The 16,753-nt window shown below is 35.4% G+C and carries 19 protein-coding genes and 1 riboswitch; of the genes, 11 read left to right on the plus strand and 8 right to left on the minus strand.

The genetic code is table 11. The features are described 5' to 3' along the window. Window positions 1–606: 606 nt before the first annotated feature. Window positions 607–1,008: a DUF3888 domain-containing protein gene (locus JR050_RS08615; RefSeq protein ID WP_204203101.1), complete on the minus strand. Its 402-nt coding sequence runs from the start codon at window positions 1,006–1,008 to the stop codon at window positions 607–609. Between the two features lie 195 nt (window positions 1,009–1,203). Here JR050_RS08615 and JR050_RS08620 point away from each other — a divergent pair, with 195 nt between their 5' ends. Further along, window positions 1,204–1,410 (plus strand): hypothetical protein, encoded by a 207-nt coding sequence (locus tag JR050_RS08620; protein WP_204203102.1) that lies wholly within the window; start codon window positions 1,204–1,206, stop codon window positions 1,408–1,410. Window positions 1,411–1,818: 408 nt separating this feature from the next. After that, window positions 1,819–2,178: a hypothetical protein gene (locus tag JR050_RS08625; protein ID WP_204203103.1), complete on the plus strand. Its 360-nt coding sequence runs from the start codon at window positions 1,819–1,821 to the stop codon at window positions 2,176–2,178. A 1,340-nt stretch (window positions 2,179–3,518) separates the two neighbouring features. Here JR050_RS08625 and JR050_RS08630 read toward each other — a convergent pair. The 5 genes from JR050_RS08630 to JR050_RS08650 all read right to left on the minus strand — a co-directional run bounded on the left by JR050_RS08630 (window position 3,519) and on the right by JR050_RS08650 (window position 7,824). Then, entirely contained in the window at window positions 3,519–4,013 is a 495-nt protein-coding gene (locus tag JR050_RS08630; protein WP_204203104.1) for a hypothetical protein, read from the minus strand. 761 nt (window positions 4,014–4,774) lie between these two features. Continuing rightward, the gene (locus JR050_RS08635; RefSeq protein WP_239454227.1) at window positions 4,775–6,085 is read right to left on the minus strand and encodes a hemolysin family protein; all 1,311 of its coding nucleotides are present in this window, start codon (window positions 6,083–6,085) and stop codon (window positions 4,775–4,777) included. A 433-nt stretch (window positions 6,086–6,518) separates the two neighbouring features. Beyond that, window positions 6,519–6,659 carry a hypothetical protein gene (locus JR050_RS08640; RefSeq protein ID WP_204203105.1) on the minus strand — a complete coding sequence of 47 codons (141 nt, stop codon included), beginning with the start codon at window positions 6,657–6,659 and terminating at the stop codon, window positions 6,519–6,521. Window positions 6,660–6,714: 55 nt separating this feature from the next. Beyond that, window positions 6,715–7,260, minus strand: a complete 546-nt coding sequence (locus tag JR050_RS08645) for a chloramphenicol phosphotransferase CPT family protein (protein ID WP_204203106.1) — start codon at window positions 7,258–7,260, stop codon at window positions 6,715–6,717. 18 nt (window positions 7,261–7,278) lie between these two features. After that, complete coding sequence (locus JR050_RS08650) at window positions 7,279–7,824, minus strand: TVP38/TMEM64 family protein (RefSeq protein WP_204203107.1); 546 nt, start codon at window positions 7,822–7,824, stop codon at window positions 7,279–7,281. A gap of 125 nt (window positions 7,825–7,949) precedes the next feature. Here JR050_RS08650 and JR050_RS08655 point away from each other — a divergent pair, with 125 nt between their 5' ends. Further along, the gene (locus JR050_RS08655) at window positions 7,950–8,480 is read left to right on the plus strand and encodes an HD domain-containing protein (RefSeq protein ID WP_204203108.1); all 531 of its coding nucleotides are present in this window, start codon (window positions 7,950–7,952) and stop codon (window positions 8,478–8,480) included. A gap of 123 nt (window positions 8,481–8,603) precedes the next feature. On the opposite strand, the gene JR050_RS08660 is transcribed toward JR050_RS08655, so the two are convergent. Together JR050_RS08660 and JR050_RS08665 are read right to left on the minus strand one after the other, a co-directional pair. Further along, complete coding sequence (locus JR050_RS08660) at window positions 8,604–9,869, minus strand: erythromycin esterase family protein (protein ID WP_204203109.1); 1,266 nt, start codon at window positions 9,867–9,869, stop codon at window positions 8,604–8,606. 27 nt (window positions 9,870–9,896) lie between these two features. Continuing rightward, window positions 9,897–10,694, minus strand: a complete 798-nt coding sequence (locus JR050_RS08665; protein WP_204203110.1) for an EcsC family protein — start codon at window positions 10,692–10,694, stop codon at window positions 9,897–9,899. A 277-nt stretch (window positions 10,695–10,971) separates the two neighbouring features. Between JR050_RS08665 and modA the strand changes: the two genes are divergently transcribed. The 8 genes from modA (at window position 10,972) to JR050_RS08705 (ending at window position 16,752) form a co-directional block, all read left to right on the plus strand. Continuing rightward, window positions 10,972–11,736 (plus strand): molybdate ABC transporter substrate-binding protein, encoded by a 765-nt coding sequence (gene modA, locus JR050_RS08670; RefSeq protein ID WP_239454229.1) that lies wholly within the window; start codon window positions 10,972–10,974, stop codon window positions 11,734–11,736. After that, complete coding sequence (gene modB, locus JR050_RS08675; protein WP_204203112.1) at window positions 11,737–12,399, plus strand: molybdate ABC transporter permease subunit; 663 nt, start codon at window positions 11,737–11,739, stop codon at window positions 12,397–12,399. It begins immediately after the preceding gene. A 46-nt stretch (window positions 12,400–12,445) separates the two neighbouring features. Continuing rightward, window positions 12,446–12,832 (plus strand): (deoxy)nucleoside triphosphate pyrophosphohydrolase, encoded by a 387-nt coding sequence (locus tag JR050_RS08680; RefSeq protein WP_204203113.1) that lies wholly within the window; start codon window positions 12,446–12,448, stop codon window positions 12,830–12,832. Between the two features lie 1,064 nt (window positions 12,833–13,896). Then, entirely contained in the window at window positions 13,897–14,481 is a 585-nt protein-coding gene (locus tag JR050_RS20805; RefSeq protein ID WP_430392872.1) for a methyl-accepting chemotaxis protein, read from the plus strand. 157 nt (window positions 14,482–14,638) lie between these two features. Next, on the plus strand, window positions 14,639–14,836 hold the full coding sequence (locus JR050_RS08690) for a hypothetical protein (RefSeq protein WP_204203114.1): 198 nt from the start codon (window positions 14,639–14,641) through the stop codon (window positions 14,834–14,836). Then, window positions 14,817–15,131, plus strand: coding sequence for a YbjQ family protein (locus tag JR050_RS08695; RefSeq protein WP_204203115.1), 315 nt, complete (start codon window positions 14,817–14,819; stop codon window positions 15,129–15,131). The genes JR050_RS08690 and JR050_RS08695 overlap by 20 nt, the downstream gene beginning before the upstream one ends. Before the next feature lie 98 nt (window positions 15,132–15,229). Continuing rightward, window positions 15,230–15,337: riboswitch (TPP riboswitch) on the plus strand. A 137-nt stretch (window positions 15,338–15,474) separates the two neighbouring features. Then, the gene (gene tenA / locus JR050_RS08700; RefSeq protein ID WP_204203116.1) at window positions 15,475–16,158 is read left to right on the plus strand and encodes a thiaminase II; all 684 of its coding nucleotides are present in this window, start codon (window positions 15,475–15,477) and stop codon (window positions 16,156–16,158) included. Between the two features lie 12 nt (window positions 16,159–16,170). Continuing rightward, window positions 16,171–16,752 (plus strand): ECF transporter S component, encoded by a 582-nt coding sequence (locus JR050_RS08705; protein ID WP_204203117.1) that lies wholly within the window; start codon window positions 16,171–16,173, stop codon window positions 16,750–16,752. Window position 16,753 lies beyond the last annotated feature (1 nt).

The raw sequence follows: 16,753 nt of genomic DNA on the forward strand, positions 1-16,753 counted from the left end.
AAGGATAGTTGAACAAGGTTAAGATTAGAGAGGTCGTTTATTAAATATAGCTTTTTCTAGTTGGCCAGTTATTCTACTGGTCAATTTTCTAAGATTATATAAAAAAGGCAGTTTATTATTTTTTATTTAAAAGGAGGGGAACAGATGAAAATATTAGATAATTTTTTTAAGATGAAATTTATAGTATTTATTTCTTTTGTAAATTATATCTTCTTTTATTTTTTTCTAATTGGTAATTTAAATTTTAGTTTACAATTTGGTAAGTTTCTAATTTTTCCGTCAATTGTTTCACTTATAATTTCAGTATTGATTGCTTTTCTATTGTACTTGGTTCATAAGAAAAGATTAAATAAATCAATGTATTTTATTGCTATTGCTGAAATAATAATCACTGTTATAGTAATGATTGAAATCTATGAAATCCTGACCTTTATCCTATTCTTCGATTCTTAGAATTTATCAGCATTTTAATCTTACTTGCTATTCAACAGATTGTTTCTAGGGGTGGGAATAAGGAGGAGTTGTTACCACTTAAGCTACAGGAAACAATGGTTGTTGAACTAAAGGGAAAGTTTAGTTGAAGAAACTTCCTGGAGAGAATCCTTTCTATTGAGGATGTTTGCATTCAGTTATTTCATTTGGCTGTAACCTTCTGCTCTTTACATCAATAGCCCTCCACTCCATACTGTATTTATTACTAAAGGTGATAGTTACTAAATCATATGGTAAATCGTGAGCACCTTCAAATGTTGTTAGCTGTACGGTGACATTATAGTAGCGGTAAGTTTCGTGTTCTACCTTTTCATTTATTTGAAGAATCTTTTCGCAATAAAACTGTTTCGGTTTGCCGAAATGGTTGTCAATTGCTTTGTAAATGGGTAGAAATAGCAAATTCAGGATTATATCATCACGCAAGCTTATATCTTTTTTAGCTTCGGTTTCAGCTTGAACAGGAGAATAAGAAAAAAGAGTGACAAAGGCAATCAATATTAAAAGGCTTTTCTTCATAAGAATCCTCCATTTTTTAATGTTGCTATTATTATGAACATTTAAGGAGATTCTAATTTATATTATCTGGAAGATTCATTAAGTTGAAGGATCGCTTCTTTTATTGAAGTAACGGAAAGGATAGTAAAATTCTAGAATCAAGGGTATATATAAAATTTATTTTATTCTGACCGATATATTGGTTAGAGGTGAAGTATGGAAAAACTTGATTTCAGCCCATTAGAACAGTTTTCAAATAATCTAGCATTGCAGTTGACGATATTTATTGGAGTTACTTTAATATTAGGATTCATTGTAGTATATATCCTGAAGCTTCTTAGAATCCCCAGTAAAATTGCTTCTCCATTAGCAGGCTTAGCGACACTATATATCGCTTATAAAGTATTTACCATCCTATCCTAAAGAACTAAGCACTCGTACAGAGTGCTTCTTTAACTTACTCAATATACATACTAGTTTATACACACAACTATACTAAAGGAAAGAAAACTTAAAGAAACAATATAGTGAAACTAATAAGCTTTTCCTTCCGTATTACTTCTTAACTTATGAAAGCAGCATATACGAAGGGGATGATTTAGTGAGTATAGATAACCAAGAGAAAATGCGGAGAAAAGAGCTTGAGCACAATCCTACGGGAATTTTTCTGATGCAGTTAACCATTCTGTTATAGGAGATCCATCAGCATTACTTAAAGGTGGGTGTCTCACTAAAATCTTTACGATATTAATAGTAGTTATAGGTTTTGCCATTCTGTCACAATGTTCTTATTAAAGTAACGGGGAAGTAGGGGGTATTACAATAAAAACTATGAAGATCTATTTTACATCAATTTTATTTTTGTTTTTCTTAGTAGGATGCATTAGTACACATCAAAGTGAACATCCATCCCCTGAAGAAATGTTGAAAATAGATGGGGCCGATATATTTTTACTTGGAGGATATGTATATTCAAATGCTGAAGATGTAAATTGGGTGACAGAATTAGATTACACATTAGGTAAACAAATTGGAGAAATAAGTAAACAATCTAGCAAAGCGAGTGGTTTTAAAAACGGGACGGCAAATAAGTTACCAGTTGGGACTATGATTTATGAAACAAATACTCCAGCATTTATTGTTATAGTTAACGGAATAGAAATACCTTATATAAAGATGGTTGAGGGCTGAAATTTTTTTACTAAAGGGAAGTTGTGCGGCCGAGCCTAGGTCGTATCATATAACGGGTGGGATTCCCGTCGAGTAAGAACTAGCCTTTCACTCGTAGCGAGTCTTGGAGGGCTAAAGGTAACTTTAGTCTTTAAGCGTAGACAGTTAGGTTGCGGGCCGAAAGCCAAATGGTTGAAGGGATTGAGCTCCATAATGTTAGTAAATCGAGAGGGCTGATGTTTTAACTTCGACAGAAAGCAATATTTCATTCCTCGTAAATGGCAAGAAGAATGAAACCTCTCTGGGGTCAGAGACCTTGGCACGTAACACATTGATATGATACGGCAACTCGGGAGACCCTAATCGGTCTTTTCTATTATAGAAGAGTATGGTGTACAAGCGATACAAAGCAAGGAAGCTAAACGCCGATTAGGGAGTCGGATAGCAGCGTAGTACCAATGAAGTTGGGTAATGCCGATGGAGGAAAGGCTGCTACCAAGTTACCACCTTTGCTAGCGATACATTTACTACACACAGAGGTAGGGATTAATAAATGGAAACAAAACTAGTAAAGATAGCAGGAGTAGCAAGTTATACTTGAAAGAGACAAGCTACCTTTTGTGAACGGTAACTAGGAGGAGCCGTGTGCGTGAATAGCGCAAGCACGGTTCTGTGAGGGGGGAGAGTACAATCTACCGAAGGGTAGAGAGACTCTCTTCTACTCGACTAACTAAAATCATAATGTTTTTTTATTTCTATTATAATAATATCTTTAAATGACGAATCATAAAAGATAAGCAATTAGATGTTATGTTTAAAATGGAGGTTTTTTATGAAGGCTGTTTTCTTAAACTTAGTTGCTATCAGTTGTTAATTATAAAACAACAACGAAAAGAATATGATGATGAATAGTAATAATCATGTTAAATAGAAATGTTTTGTTTTTAGAGAAGATTTCTAGTGGAAAAGTTCAGACACATTGTGAAATATTACAATGCTACAAACGTACAGATGCAGGACTTTAATGTTTGGGCTAAAAAATCGGCAGATGTATGGCGCGTCTCGAATATTAAAAATCTAAAATTCGTTTGCCAGCAAATCTTATTAATTTAATATAGCCCCCGATAGCTGAGTGTTTCAACTATGGGGGCTACAACTAAGATATGTATCTCTAATGAAGTTCTTTTTTTCTGTTTTTAAAGCTATATATTATAGAACTAATAAAGTATAAAAGCGCAACTAATGTGAATGTTAGATTAGTCCATTCTCCAACCTTTGGACGGATGTAAAAGGTATATCCAACTATTATTATACATACTATAATTCTAGCTTTAAAATTATACAGCATATTTAAATTCCCCTTACCAGTATCTTAGTCTAATTAGATCTAAATTGTTCATTTGTTGACCGTACTTTGCAGAACGCAATGAACCATCTCTATTATACGAAATAGACATGATTACATATCTATTATACCCTGGCTTTTTGTAAATTGTCATTACTCCATAAGCACCACCACTTAATGCATCGTTCAAGTCATAAAGTGCTGATGCTGTTAGCATAAGTGCTGATGCTGCTTTAGCATAAAATGTACTTCCCAATCCAGTCGCTCCAGTTACATAACCTAACCAAGTTTTAAATTGTTGTGGAGTTTGACCACTAAAGTTCTCTCTTTTATATACTTCCCAACCACAATAAGTTCCACAATATATACCTGCATCCTCATATACATATTGAGGCGGCTCTTCAATAAGTGGAACTGTAGATACTTCTGCGGCACTACTATTCGCAAAGCCGAGGAAAGTCGTTCCAAACAGTACTATTGCTATTACTTTTATTATGCTCTTTGTAAACATAAGGTTTCCTACCTACCTTTACTAATGTATTTGGTTAGGTCGACCTTTATACAACTATATCACACTAGTAAATTAGTTGTATTGGGAAAATTACTCACTTTAATGGCTATTAAATAGCTATTTATTTCACAACTTTCCCAATATACTCAATATGATATATATGATATAATTTTGCCTTTTTTACGCTGTTTCCGTTTAGATTTTTGCTAAGGAAGTGGGATATAACTAAAAGTGAATTATTGTAATGGTTTTGATTTAGACGATGATTTTGACGATTTAATTTATTTTTGAGATTGAGTTTAGAGAAAAATAATTTAGAATACCATAACGGAGATTGTTAATAGGTAACTTTTCCTCCTGCGAGTGAGTTGACCTTAAAATAATTAACTAATTTTTTGTATGGTTTCCTATGTATAAAATTAAGCTGAGGGGTATTAGGTTTTTGTAGAAAGCGGTATTGAATATAAACATGATGAGAAGGCATTAGCTAGTTACGAGAATAATATGGAAACATTGTGAAAAGCTTCACTTAAACTAACGGGGGCTATAATACAATAAGCACTTTACACATAAAATCAAAAAGGGTGGGGGTTACTTAAATTTACCCCAACTCTGTTGTGTACTAATTATATTGATATTTCTCCATGTTATTGGTACTACTTACTGCGAGTAGAATGGTCCTTAAATTTTATTAGACAACAAAATATGTAAGTGTTAAATGATAAAACAATAAAATAAAAAGAGAGGAGTAAATCCTCTCTTTACGCTGGTGAACGTTGTATGAATGACTTTTCAACTTTAATTTTTTTAATATGGAATCCTTCAACTTCAACGATATGGAAATCAAAATCATCTACAGACAATACGTCTCCTTTTTGAACATCCATCTTTTCACTTAAAATCCAGCCACCAATTGTATCAATGTCTGTATCATCAATATTTAAACCGAAAAGTGAGTTTACTTCTTCAACAAGAACTTTTCCATCTAATATGGTCTTGTTATTATCTATTTTTCTTATATCTGGTGATTCATCATAGTCAAACTCATCACGAATATCTCCAACGATCTCTTCAAGTATATCTTCTACCGTTACAAGTCCACCTGTTCCACCATATTCATCAATTAAGATCGCCATATGAACACGATCTTTTTGCATTTTTACGAGTAGGTCCTGCAGTGAAACAGATTCAATAACTTGAATAACTGGTCTCAAATAGTGTTGGATAGCTACTTCCTGCTTTTTCCCTTTAATATAATCAGTTAAGACTTCTTTCATGTTGACCATCCCGATAATATGGTCCTTGTCTCCATCGTATATAGGGTAACGTGTATAGTTTTCTTCCGATGCCAGTCGAATGCATTCAACTAAAGGCATATCTTTGCTAAAGGCGATCAATTCAGTTCGTGGTATCATGATCTCTTTTGCGATACGGTCGTCGAATTGAAAGATGTTGTTCATATATTTGTATTCAGATGAATTAATTTCTCCGTTTTTGTAGCTTTCGGAAAGAATTAACCTAAGTTCTTCTTCTGAGTGTGCTACTTCATGTTCAGAAGCGAGCTTTAAACCAAATAATCCTGTAATAAATCGCGCTGATCCGTTTAAAGTTTTGATAAATGGGTACATAAGTTTATAGAAGAAAATAATAGGTTTTGCAAATAAAAGTGTAACTCGTTCTGCCTTTTGAATGGCAATGGTTTTTGGTGCTAATTCACCAATTACGACATGCAAAAACGTCATGATACTTAGTGCGATAATGATTGAGAGTATCCCTGAAGCTGCAGGTGTGATATCAAGCGCTTCAAAAACAGGATGTAGTAAATGCTCTATTGTAGATTCACCAATCCAACCTAATCCTAACGCGGTTACGGTAATACCAAGCTGACAAGCAGATAAATACTCATCTAAATTCGATATTACATGTTTGGCGGCTATTGCATTTTTGTTTCCTTCTGAAACAAGCTGGTCAACTCTTGAACTACGAATTCTAATAATCGCAAATTCCGTAGCAACAAAAAATCCCGTCAATACAATTAATAGGGCCACCATAATGATATTAAATATGTCCAAGCAGTCTCTTTATTAGCCAGTGGCTAATAAAGATTACACCTCCTGATTTTGTTGTAATAGTAATATTTACTAGATGAATGTTTGTTTTATTCAAAATAATGAGAATATATATTGTAGAAACGAGGTCCAATGCCTGAAGATCACTATTTGGGGTTTAGAGTAGATGAGGTAGTTCAACTAGAAAGTTTGTCCCGGTTATCTTGATTTAAAGGCAGGTATACTCGTTTTTACAATGAAACTGATGCCTAATCCTTCTAATCTATAAAACTTCCCAATGAACTCAACTCCTTTAAGTTAGATACTTTAAATTTACAATACAACTAAAATATAGTCAACGAATTGGAACTGTTTTTAGCATAGATAAATAGATTCATACGTTAAAGGGAAGGGGGTATAGGTGAGAAAAACAAATAAAAAGACCCATGTATTGGGCCTAATACTCAATTTCCTCAAAATCATCAGGATTAAGAGTTGGTTGAGCGTTCTTTAAGTTAGGATTTTCTTGTATTTCCTGAGAAAGCTCTTGAAAAGACTTCGTTTTCTTATTTTGTTGCCTGTTTTCTTTCTTATCCATTTCATCATCTCCAATTCTTCAGTTTCTAAATAAGCATTTCCAAAAAATGTGGAGATTATTGATTTTTATGAGTGGAATAAGTTTTAGAAAAACCGTTCATCGGTTTTTCCAACTGTTTAACAATCAATTCTGCACACTCTTCGACCGTGTTAACCTTTGTATTTACTTCAATGTCGTATTCTTCTTTTTGCTGGTGGACGTATTCTAATTGAAAGACGGCTTGTCCAATCTTTCGATCACCACGCTCTTTTTCACGTCTAGATAGCTCATCTAACGGACAGTGGACGCCAACAAATAAAACAGGATAATGATGAAGGACCTCTAGGCAGTCAACAAATGTTTCATCATTATGTAATATTTGATCAACGATTAAATTTATTCCTTTATCTGAAAACATAGCAATGGTTCTGTGAATAAAGTATTCAGTAGGTACGGGTATTAATCTTTCATTCACTCGATCTTCCATCTTTTCTATGACTAAATCGTAATCATCACCACTAAGATGAAAAAAATCTGGTAAAAGATTGGTTAATTGTTTTGAAAGGGTGGATTTTCCTGAACTAGAAACTCCATTCAGAAGAATGATTGTCCCCTTTTTCATAAATGCTTCACTCCGGTTCTATTTCATTTTCTTAAATAGTAAATACATTCCAATTAATAAAATGCCTATCACCGTTAACCAGACTTTTGCTTCATTTTCCCAGTTTAAGTAGGTATGTACAGAGTATGCTTCCATTAGAATGGCTGGTATTTTGCCGATTAACGTTGCGATTGCAAAAGTAGGTAGTGAGACTGTCCCAAACGCAGCTCCTAACGTTACTAATCCAGATGGTACGAAAGGCAGAAGGCGCATAGATAAGATAATGATGAATGCCTGCACACCTTGCACATGACGGAGTTTTTCGATGTGGTTTGAGTCCCAGTTTTGACTACGTAATTTCGTAAATCCTAGTCTATACAACTGAAACGAAATTACACTGCCAAGTACTTCACCTGCTAATGAGAGTAATGTTCCTTCCCAAAAGCCAAATACAGCAATGTTCGCAGCTGTAATAAACACACTTGGAACAACAGCTAGGATACTGATGATAACATTCAGAAGAATACTAAGTAGCAGGGCAAATGGTATGTTACTTTCAAAAAGATGAATAAGCCATTCAGTCATACATTTCGTACCTTTCTCTCATATCAGATCGTTTACTCACCATGTAAAAAGGGAAAAAAATGATTGAATTACAAGATCAGATGATGTAATATATCGATAATTTAACTAAGTTAAGGGGGCGTCTTATGAGACAAGTAACATTAAAGGAAATTTACGAACATCCAATTGCAGAGAAATTCGTAAGGCGATCTGGCATGGCGCATGCAATTTCTGTATCTTATCACGCTTTTAAGCTTGCAAAGGAATATAACGTGAATCCAGATTGGGCTGTGAAAGCAGGCTTTTTACATGATATTGGTCATTATGACTGGTATAAGAGAAATGGTCAATGGGACTATGGAAAATATAAAGAGTTTGATATACATCCAATAAAAGGAGCAGAAAGAGCGCATAAGCTGCTTGTCAGGCTGGGTGAAAATAAACTAGCAGCCAAAGCGATAGCACGCGCTATATTGTTTCATACAGATTCCATTTTACCTGATGGAGCTTACGAATTAGATCCTCTGCAAAAAGTAGTTCATTTAGCTGATGAACAGGGAAAACTCCCCGGTCATTCTCATCATTATGTAACATGGGACCGAAAGAAAGAACTCCGACTTATTGAAGAGCTTGATCAAAAAATAGATTCATATATTGGAAGAGTTAAGATGAATTAAACTTTCTGCAATAAGATAAACAAAAATCTTTGCGAAAACAGCCATAATAAATTGGTAATACCATAAATATCCAAATGTGCGTGTGGAGACCGTAGAAAAAGTGCTGCACATAGAGTGCAACACTTAAACGGTGACATGATTTACAGTGATAGGATGTAATGCTTCAGTCGTTTCATGATAAATAAATGCATTGTATCGCTGGGATATTCGAGAAGGTACGTAATTTCCCATATGCTCATACTCGGGATGATAAACAACACCAATGGCACGATGACCGATTGTTTCTGAAAATTCATGTTGATTATCCTCGTTAAATAGTAGGAATTTATCACCACTACTAGCCTGATGTAAATAATATTCAAAGCTCCCGGGTGTTGCTTCTGGAACATTCATCACTTCATAAGGAGTACCCCATTTCGTAGATGCGATCACTGTCCCCTTATATGATCCAAAGCCAACTGCAAACACACTTTCAATGTTATATTTTTCACGTGTCAGTTGGCCAATATTTACCATCCCTTGTGAATACATATCAGTTGCACGAGCATCACCGATATGGGTATTATGCTCCCACACAATCCCTTTTGCGGATTCACCAATATACTCTGAAACATGATCTAACACTTGTACCATATGACGGTCACGAATATTCCAGGATTCATTATCGTTTGTAATCATCGTATGATAGTAAAATTCAGCATTGGCTGTCACTAAGGAATTTACGAGTAAGTTTAGAGATGCTTCTGTATCGTTTTCATAATACTTTTTATTAGCTGTCATTGTACGTAGTAAATCAAGAACTTCATTCATACAGTCTTCTCCATAAATGGCTGCAGAGACTGCGTATTGTTCAGCTTGACGATGGAAAGGTTCGAAGCATTCAAACGCTTTTTTTGCCTTTTCAATATGTGGAGAGTTCGTATTTTCTAAGTACGCGATAATAGCCTCCATTGACTCCCAAAGGCTATAAACATCTAGCCCGTAAAATCCAACCTTCACTTCTTGTGTTTCGTTATATTTCTTTAACCATTCAATGAGTTCTAATACTTCTTCGTTTGACCACATCCATGTCGGCCAACGATTAAATGCTTCAAGTACTTCTTTTCCATTTTTGTATGTATGGTCATAGCCTTTTACATATCGATTTACTTCGTAACACGAAGGCCAATCTCCCTCAACAGCAATGAAATTAAAGTTGTTTTCTTGAATTAGTTTCTTTGTTATTTCTGTTCGCGTTTTGTAATACTCACTTGTTCCGTGTGAGGCTTCTCCTAGTAACACATATTTCGCATGACTAGCCGCATGTATAAGTGGATATAAATCATCAGGACATTGAAAGGGCAGAGCATGTTTCTTGATGCTTTCGGTTAAGTTTTTTGTTAAAACCATAACGTCACCTTCAATCTTTTTCTCTTATTATTGGTTTTGTAATCTATCCATTATTCTTCTTTTTTGATAAAGCATGGTACCTGCTTCACTAATATCTGAAATCATAGATCGATTTACAAATGCCCCAAAGATCATTCCGGCAACAGGAATTAATTGAAATAGCTTTTTCCAACCAAATTGATCACGATAGGTATAAATGACTTCGCGCCATCCCTGGAGTTGACTCATCATTTCATTTTGATGTTCGCTGCGGTGATAAAAATCAGTTAGCTCATTTAATATCGCTTGTTTTCCCACAATATCTGAGGAAGCAAATTGTAAGCTTTTTACGATAAAAATGCGCTCCGCGGGATCATTTGGATCATATCCATAAATCATTGCAATTTCTTGTAGTGTCTTTAATGAAAGACCAAGAAGTAAAGGGATATCGATTGATAAAGTGAAAATTCCACCAAAACCTGTGGATGCCCCTTGAACAGTCGCGAAGTTCTGACGATTTTGAACGACTTCTAAGCATACTTGATTCATCACGTGTAATGGTACAGTTGAAATATCATCAAGCGTTGAGATTTCTTCACTAAACTTAGATTGATATTTATGAACAATCTGTTGCTCCTGAACTAAATACTTTCCTCCACTTTGTATGTACTGTCCTAGTTCATCTAATAATACACCAATTTTCTTTTGAACAAATGCTGGTGTAATCTTATCTAATAGCTTAAAAGGCAATCGTCCAATTTTTTCCCAAAACCATAAACCTTTTTGATCATTTTCCCATTTCTCAATTAACTTTAGTTGTTGAAGTAATTCTTCTTTCGTCTCCATTTGGGCTCTCCTTTTATGTAGGCCTTGTTAATGATTTTGATTTCCGTTACAGGTGCTTTGCTTCCCACTGCTCCCGCGCTTGTAAAGGATGTGCCGAACTCTGCATTTTCAACAGGACGTTATCAAAACGTAGCGGACGTAGCCCTTGTATAAAAAATCCTGTCCTTTCAAATAGTGTCATCAACATAGTGGTAATTATGTAAGGGTAAGTTATTACTATTTTAAAGGAAAATAGGTACAATAGGGATAACTTATGTGTTTAAATGAGGTAAGAATATTGAAAAGGTCACTTTTTATATTATGTTTAGTTATATTGACGAGTTGTTCCGGTCCATCAAATCAAAAGATAGAACTCACGGTTTCGGCAGCTGCTAGCTTAAAAGATGCGCTTGCTGAAATTAAGCAAGCGTTTGAAGTAGAAAACGAAAATGTTTTAATTTACTATAATCTTGGCTCTACCGGCTCTCTTCAACAACAGGTTATGCAAGGGGCACCAACTGATGTCTTTTTATCAGCTTCGAAAGAGCACCTTACTAAACTTGTAGACGGGAATTTAATTGATAGAAATCAGTCTGCTGATTTATTGAGCAATTCACTTGTAGTCATTGGGACGAACACGGAGACATTAAAAATCCAATCATTAAAGGATTTATCAAACGACAGTATCAAAAGGGTTTCTATTGGTATACCAGAGACGGTACCAGCTGGAAAGTATGCAAAGGAAGCTATGCAAGCTGAGAATGTTTGGGATGAAATAGAAAATAAATTAGTTCCTGCCAAGGATGTACGTCAAGTATTATCGTATGTGGAAAGTGATAATGTACAAATAGGAATTGTATATAAAACCGATGCTTCTGTCTCAAAGAAGGCAAAAGTTCTTTACGAAATTCCTGAAGGTTTCCATACACCACTCGTGTATTCAGCAGGAGTTGTAAAAAATACAAAGCATGCTGAGGAAGCTCGTGCTTTTTATCAATTTTTACAAAGTAAAGAGGCCATTACTATTTTCGAAAAATATGGCTTTAAGGGATTGAATGATTAAATGCTTGAAGAATTAATAAACCCAATTAGAATATCGTTACAAGTTGCAATTATTGCAAGTATCATTGTCATAACTTTCGGTACGTTAATAGCTAAAGGAATGGCTCACAGGAATTTTAGGGGAAAGCTTCTAGTAGAGACATTATTTTTAATGCCTTTAGTATTACCACCGTCAGTTATTGGATTTGTTTTGTTAGTTGTCTTTGGAGTTAATAGTCCAATAGGGGAAGCGATTGAGTGGATATTTGATCAGCCAGTTGTATTTACAATTTGGGCTGCTATCATTGCCTCTACAGTCGTATCGTTTCCGTTAATGTATCAATCCGCCAAAAATGGATTTGAATCAGTGGATTCAGATATTGAGGATGCGGCTAGAGTGGATGGAGCAAATGGTAAGCAAGTGTTCTATCATATCTCCATGCCACTTGCCAAAACGTATCTGCTCTCCGGAAGTATTTTAAGCTTTGCTAGAGCATTAGGAGAATTTGGTGCAACTCTAATGGTAGCAGGAAACATCCCCGGAAAAACACAAACGGTTCCTACTGCGATTTATTTGGCCATTGAAACCGGCAATATGGGACTCGCGTGGTTATGGGCTGGCATCATGGTACTCATTTCATTTCTTATGCTTGTACTAGTTTCTACTATAAAACCAACTAATTAGGTCATAATAATAGATAGTGATCAAGCCAAAGGAGAGATATTTTTTCATGAATGAGCTCAAAGTGGTTGGGGCTGTAATTGTTAATGACCTAGGAGAAATACTTTGTGCAAAACGTTCCACTACGATGTCTATGCCAGGGAAGTGGGAGTTTCCAGGTGGGAAAGTAGAAAGGAATGAGAACGAGCAGGATGCCCTTATTCGAGAAATAAAGGAAGAATTACAATGTGATATTGAGGTATATGACAAAATTGCAGAAACTCTTCATGAATATGCGGAGTTTACGATACTACTAGTCACATACAATGCAAAAATCACTTCTGGATCTCCTGTTAATAAAGAGCATGAGGAATTACGTTGGTTTAAGTTAGAGCAGTTGAAAGCTTTGGATTGGGCAGAAGCGGATATTCCGACTGTGAAGTTGCTGCTGATGTAAGTGAGTTGAAACTTAAGAGGATTTCTGAAAAGGTTTAGCTTTAATCAAGGGTTACCAACAGCATAAGTGAAATAAGATTTAGAGTATTTCTAAGTCTTTTTTTAATTGGAAAAACTTACACTTATAAAATTAACGCTTCTAATCCGATATAAAACGTAGAAATATAAAAAAGGAGGTTAAATAACTTGGATAAAGAGTTAATATTGCTAGAAACGTTACGACGTAAGAATAAGATTATGTTTATCATGCTAATTATTTCGGTATCTTTAGCAGTTATTGTTGATTTATTAATTGGTGCAGAACTCAAAGTAATTTTGTATACGCTAATAGGCGGAAGCTTAGTTACGGCGATTACTGGAATCCTTCACTTTACGAAAAGATTAACGAAGGTCATTCCTTATTTTTCTATAGTTGGTGTGACTGGTGTTCTAGGAGTCATTATGTCGAGTGGGGCATCAGAAACGAATATTTTAATGCCGTTTTATTTAATAACATGTGCAGCAATTTATTTGAATAGAAAAGTACTGTTTACAGGTATGGTCTTATCAGCGGGACTAATGGTTAGTTATTTCTTAACAGTAGGATCAGAATTAATAGCAAATTTACCTAACGCACTATTATTACTTGCTTTAGTATTCGTTGTTCTTTATTTACAGGACGTAATTGCTAAGCAATTTAGTAATAAGATTGAAGAATTTTCTGTTCAAATGGTTGAAAGTCTTACCAAGGAACAAGAAACTCGAAAACTAATTGATGACAATACAGTCATTATCGCTGACAACATGAAGGATATTAGTGAACAAGCTGCAGTTAACCAACAATCCTTCTCTGAAGTGAATATTTCTATTCAAGAAGTAGCAACTGGAATGCAGTCTCAATCCAATGCTGTTACAGATATAATGGATGTTGTGGAAAGTACAAATGGCAAAGTTCAAGGTATGCTTGGCCGAGTAAAGACGATCAGTGGTCATACAAATGAAAGTGTGAATGATTCAAAACAAGGTAGTGAAAGAGCAATACAATTAGAAGAGAAAATGCAGCACTTTAAAGAACTAATTTCATTTATGTCTGAAGAAATGAAGAAATTAGGCCAGTTTGTAAATGAATCGACTTCTTCAATTCAAGCGATTCAAGAGATTACAATGCAAACGAACTTACTTGCATTAAACGCTTCTATTGAGGCAGCACGTGCTGGAGAAAGTGGAAGAGGGTTTTCCGTTGTGGCTGAGGAGATTAGAAAACTAGCCGAAACAACTGAACTAACAGCAAAACAAATCTCTTCAAACTTAAACGAAATAACTGTCAGCACAGAGAAAACACAAGGACAAATGCAAGACATTGGTGTTGAAATGGAAGGGAATATTTCAATTTCTCAGCAAACAAAAGCAATATTCCAAGGAATAGATACACATATAAAGTCATTGCAACAAGAAATTATCTCGTTTGAAAAGTTAGCTACTGAGATTGGACAAGACACAGATAAAGTAGAACGTTCTGTAAACGATTTTGCTTCAGTTCTTCAAGAAACTACTGCTGCAATCGAACAAATTACAGCAACGGTCCAAAACCAAGATGAGAAAAATGATGAGTTATTTGAGACAATTAAGCTTACAAACAACGCAGTAGAAAAGCTTTCTCAAATTAAATAAAGCGAAAAATACCATAGTGACCCCACTATGGTATTTTTTTGCATATTAGAAATAAAATCATAATTATAAGGCTAGACAAGTGTCTAAGGCATGGTGCTAACTCAGTCTTCCTATTGCTACTCTTTTCCAGTACAATCGAACTAAGAGGGTGAGAAATATGAAATATGGACTAATAATTTCATTAGTTGTTTTTCAACTAGCTGGTTTTTATTTCTTAACGCAGCAACAGTATATAGCCGCAATTGTTTGCTTTGCCTTGAACGGCTTATCTTTATTAGTGTTGCTGTTACTGATTTTACGTGACCGTTTGAAAGAGAAAAAGGAGGAAGATGAAAATGATTATCGTGACTACTGATTTTGTACCAGGTAAAGAGGTAAAAGAATTAAAAGGATTTGTGAAAGGAAGTACGGTTCAGTCAAAAAACATTGGTAAAGATATAATTGCAGGTCTTCGTACGATTGTTGGTGGAGAAATTTCTGAGTATACAGAAATGATGGAAGCCACTAGGAAAATTGCGATATCCAAAATGGTGAAGGATGCAGAAGAAAAAGGTGCCAATGCTATTATTGGTATGCGATTACAAACATCTGCTGTTATGCAAAATGCTTCTGAAATCATTGCTTACGGTACTGCTGTAATTGTAGAATAATTCGAAGACTATACACATATTATTTAGCATGTTTCGAAAATTCATTGTTGACATACAAATTGGAAATGCTTATGATGAATTCGAAAACTAATCGAATAATTTACCGCTAGGGGTGCCTTCATAAAGGCTGAGATTAAAGTGAGACTTTAAGACCCTTTGAACCTGATCTGGATTATACCAGCGTAGGGAAGTGGAGGATGGAATAGTTGTATAAACTTATTTCTGATACTAACCACTTTTCTTACGTACTCTGTAAGAAAAGTGGTTTTTTTGTTTATATACATAAAAACCACCTCTACCTAAAACTAGTGGAATTATTCAAACCATAACGGGAGGGATAATCATGAAGTTTTCAGAACAATTGAGGAAAGAAGTTAATGAGATTTGGGAAGCAAGCTTTAACCATCCATTTGTAACAAGGCTTGCAAATGGAAGTTTGCCGGTAGGATGCTTCCGGTACTACGTATTACAAGATTCATATTACCTGCAGCAGTTTGCTAGAGTTCAAGCAATAGGTGCGGCAAAAGCACGTGATTTACACACGACCGCTCGAATGGCTGCACACGCTCAAGGCACATCTGAAGCAGAGCTAAGCTTGCATGAGAATTTTTCAAAACGATTAGGAATAACGGAAGAAGAAAAAGCTGCCTTCAAACCAGCACCTTCTGCCTATGCGTACACGTCTCATCTCTACCGTGCTGCAGATGGTCACTTAGGTCATATAATCGCAGCATTATTACCTTGCTATTGGCTGTACTATGAAATTGGAGAAAGATTGAAAGGTTCAGTACCGGAAGAACCTATTTATCAAGAATGGATTGCAGCGTATGGAGCAGACTGGTTCCGAACGTTAGTGGAAGAACAAATTAACCGTTTAGATGAAATCGCAAAAAATGTAACAGAAGAAGATCGAAATGTAATGCGAGAACATTTTTGGATTAGCAGTCAGTATGAGTATTCCTTCTGGGAAATGGCATTTAGATTAGAAGAGTGGCCAGTTGCTATCGAGCAGCCTGCGCTTTCTTAAGGAGGAACATATATGAATAAGGGATTGAAGTTAACAGATGTTTTAGTAACAATCGTAATTTCTATTGTGTTTGGTGTTGTGTATAAACTGTGGGGTCCTCTATATAACGTTGTTAAACCACTTGGATTACACATTGATCAGCTTATGTATGGTATGTGGTTTATCGCAGCGACAGTTGCATTTCTTCTCATTCGTAAGCCAGGTGTAGCACTATTAGCTGAGGTAACAGCATCTAGCGGAGAGTTCCTAATGGGATCTGAGTATGGACTAGAAGTATTGTTGTACGGTGTGTTTCAAGGTCTTGGAGCAGAGCTCGTTTTCTTATTGTTCTTCTATAGACGCTTCGATGTAGTCGTCGTTTCACTGGCGGCAATCGGATCAGCCATAGGTTCAATTGTGTTAGATGCTTCTAAAGGATATATCGGGGATTTAGCTTTATGGAATCTGAGTTTATATATTAGTGCCAGAGTGATAGGCTCGATTTTGTTAGCTGGAATTTTTGCTCATATTCTCGTAAAGGCTCTTGAGAAAACAGGAGTTACAAGTCTCTTAAGACAATCGAGTGCTGCTGACCATGACGCGTTAAATAGGTGAG

It is taken from the genome of Bacillus suaedaesalsae, assembly GCF_016890225.1.
GTDB classification, from domain to species: domain Bacteria; phylum Bacillota; class Bacilli; order Bacillales; family SA4; genus Bacillus_BS; species Bacillus_BS suaedaesalsae.

What these genes read in the sequence shown, in the direction of transcription:
- JR050_RS08615 (WP_204203101.1), bottom strand. Translation starts at nt 1,008, where the DNA reads ATGAAGAAAAGCCTTTTAATATTGATTGCCTTTGTCACTCTTTTTTCT.
- JR050_RS08620 (WP_204203102.1), top strand. Translation starts at nt 1,204, where the DNA reads ATGGAAAAACTTGATTTCAGCCCATTAGAACAGTTTTCAAATAATCTA.
- JR050_RS08625 (WP_204203103.1), top strand. Translation starts at nt 1,819, where the DNA reads ATGAAGATCTATTTTACATCAATTTTATTTTTGTTTTTCTTAGTAGGA.
- JR050_RS08630 (WP_204203104.1), bottom strand. Translation starts at nt 4,013, where the DNA reads ATGTTTACAAAGAGCATAATAAAAGTAATAGCAATAGTACTGTTTGGA.
- JR050_RS08640 (WP_204203105.1), bottom strand. Translation starts at nt 6,659, where the DNA reads ATGGATAAGAAAGAAAACAGGCAACAAAATAAGAAAACGAAGTCTTTT.
- JR050_RS08645 (WP_204203106.1), bottom strand. Translation starts at nt 7,260, where the DNA reads ATGAAAAAGGGGACAATCATTCTTCTGAATGGAGTTTCTAGTTCAGGA.
- JR050_RS08650 (WP_204203107.1), bottom strand. Translation starts at nt 7,824, where the DNA reads ATGACTGAATGGCTTATTCATCTTTTTGAAAGTAACATACCATTTGCC.
- JR050_RS08655 (WP_204203108.1), top strand. Translation starts at nt 7,950, where the DNA reads ATGAGACAAGTAACATTAAAGGAAATTTACGAACATCCAATTGCAGAG.
- JR050_RS08660 (WP_204203109.1), bottom strand. Translation starts at nt 9,869, where the DNA reads ATGGTTTTAACAAAAAACTTAACCGAAAGCATCAAGAAACATGCTCTG.
- JR050_RS08665 (WP_204203110.1), bottom strand. Translation starts at nt 10,694, where the DNA reads ATGGAGACGAAAGAAGAATTACTTCAACAACTAAAGTTAATTGAGAAA.
- modB (WP_204203112.1), top strand. Translation starts at nt 11,737, where the DNA reads ATGCTTGAAGAATTAATAAACCCAATTAGAATATCGTTACAAGTTGCA.
- JR050_RS08680 (WP_204203113.1), top strand. Translation starts at nt 12,446, where the DNA reads ATGAATGAGCTCAAAGTGGTTGGGGCTGTAATTGTTAATGACCTAGGA.
- JR050_RS20805 (WP_430392872.1), top strand. Translation starts at nt 13,897, where the DNA reads ATGTCTGAAGAAATGAAGAAATTAGGCCAGTTTGTAAATGAATCGACT.
- JR050_RS08690 (WP_204203114.1), top strand. Translation starts at nt 14,639, where the DNA reads ATGAAATATGGACTAATAATTTCATTAGTTGTTTTTCAACTAGCTGGT.
- JR050_RS08695 (WP_204203115.1), top strand. Translation starts at nt 14,817, where the DNA reads ATGATTATCGTGACTACTGATTTTGTACCAGGTAAAGAGGTAAAAGAA.
- tenA (WP_204203116.1), top strand. Translation starts at nt 15,475, where the DNA reads ATGAAGTTTTCAGAACAATTGAGGAAAGAAGTTAATGAGATTTGGGAA.
- JR050_RS08705 (WP_204203117.1), top strand. Translation starts at nt 16,171, where the DNA reads ATGAATAAGGGATTGAAGTTAACAGATGTTTTAGTAACAATCGTAATT.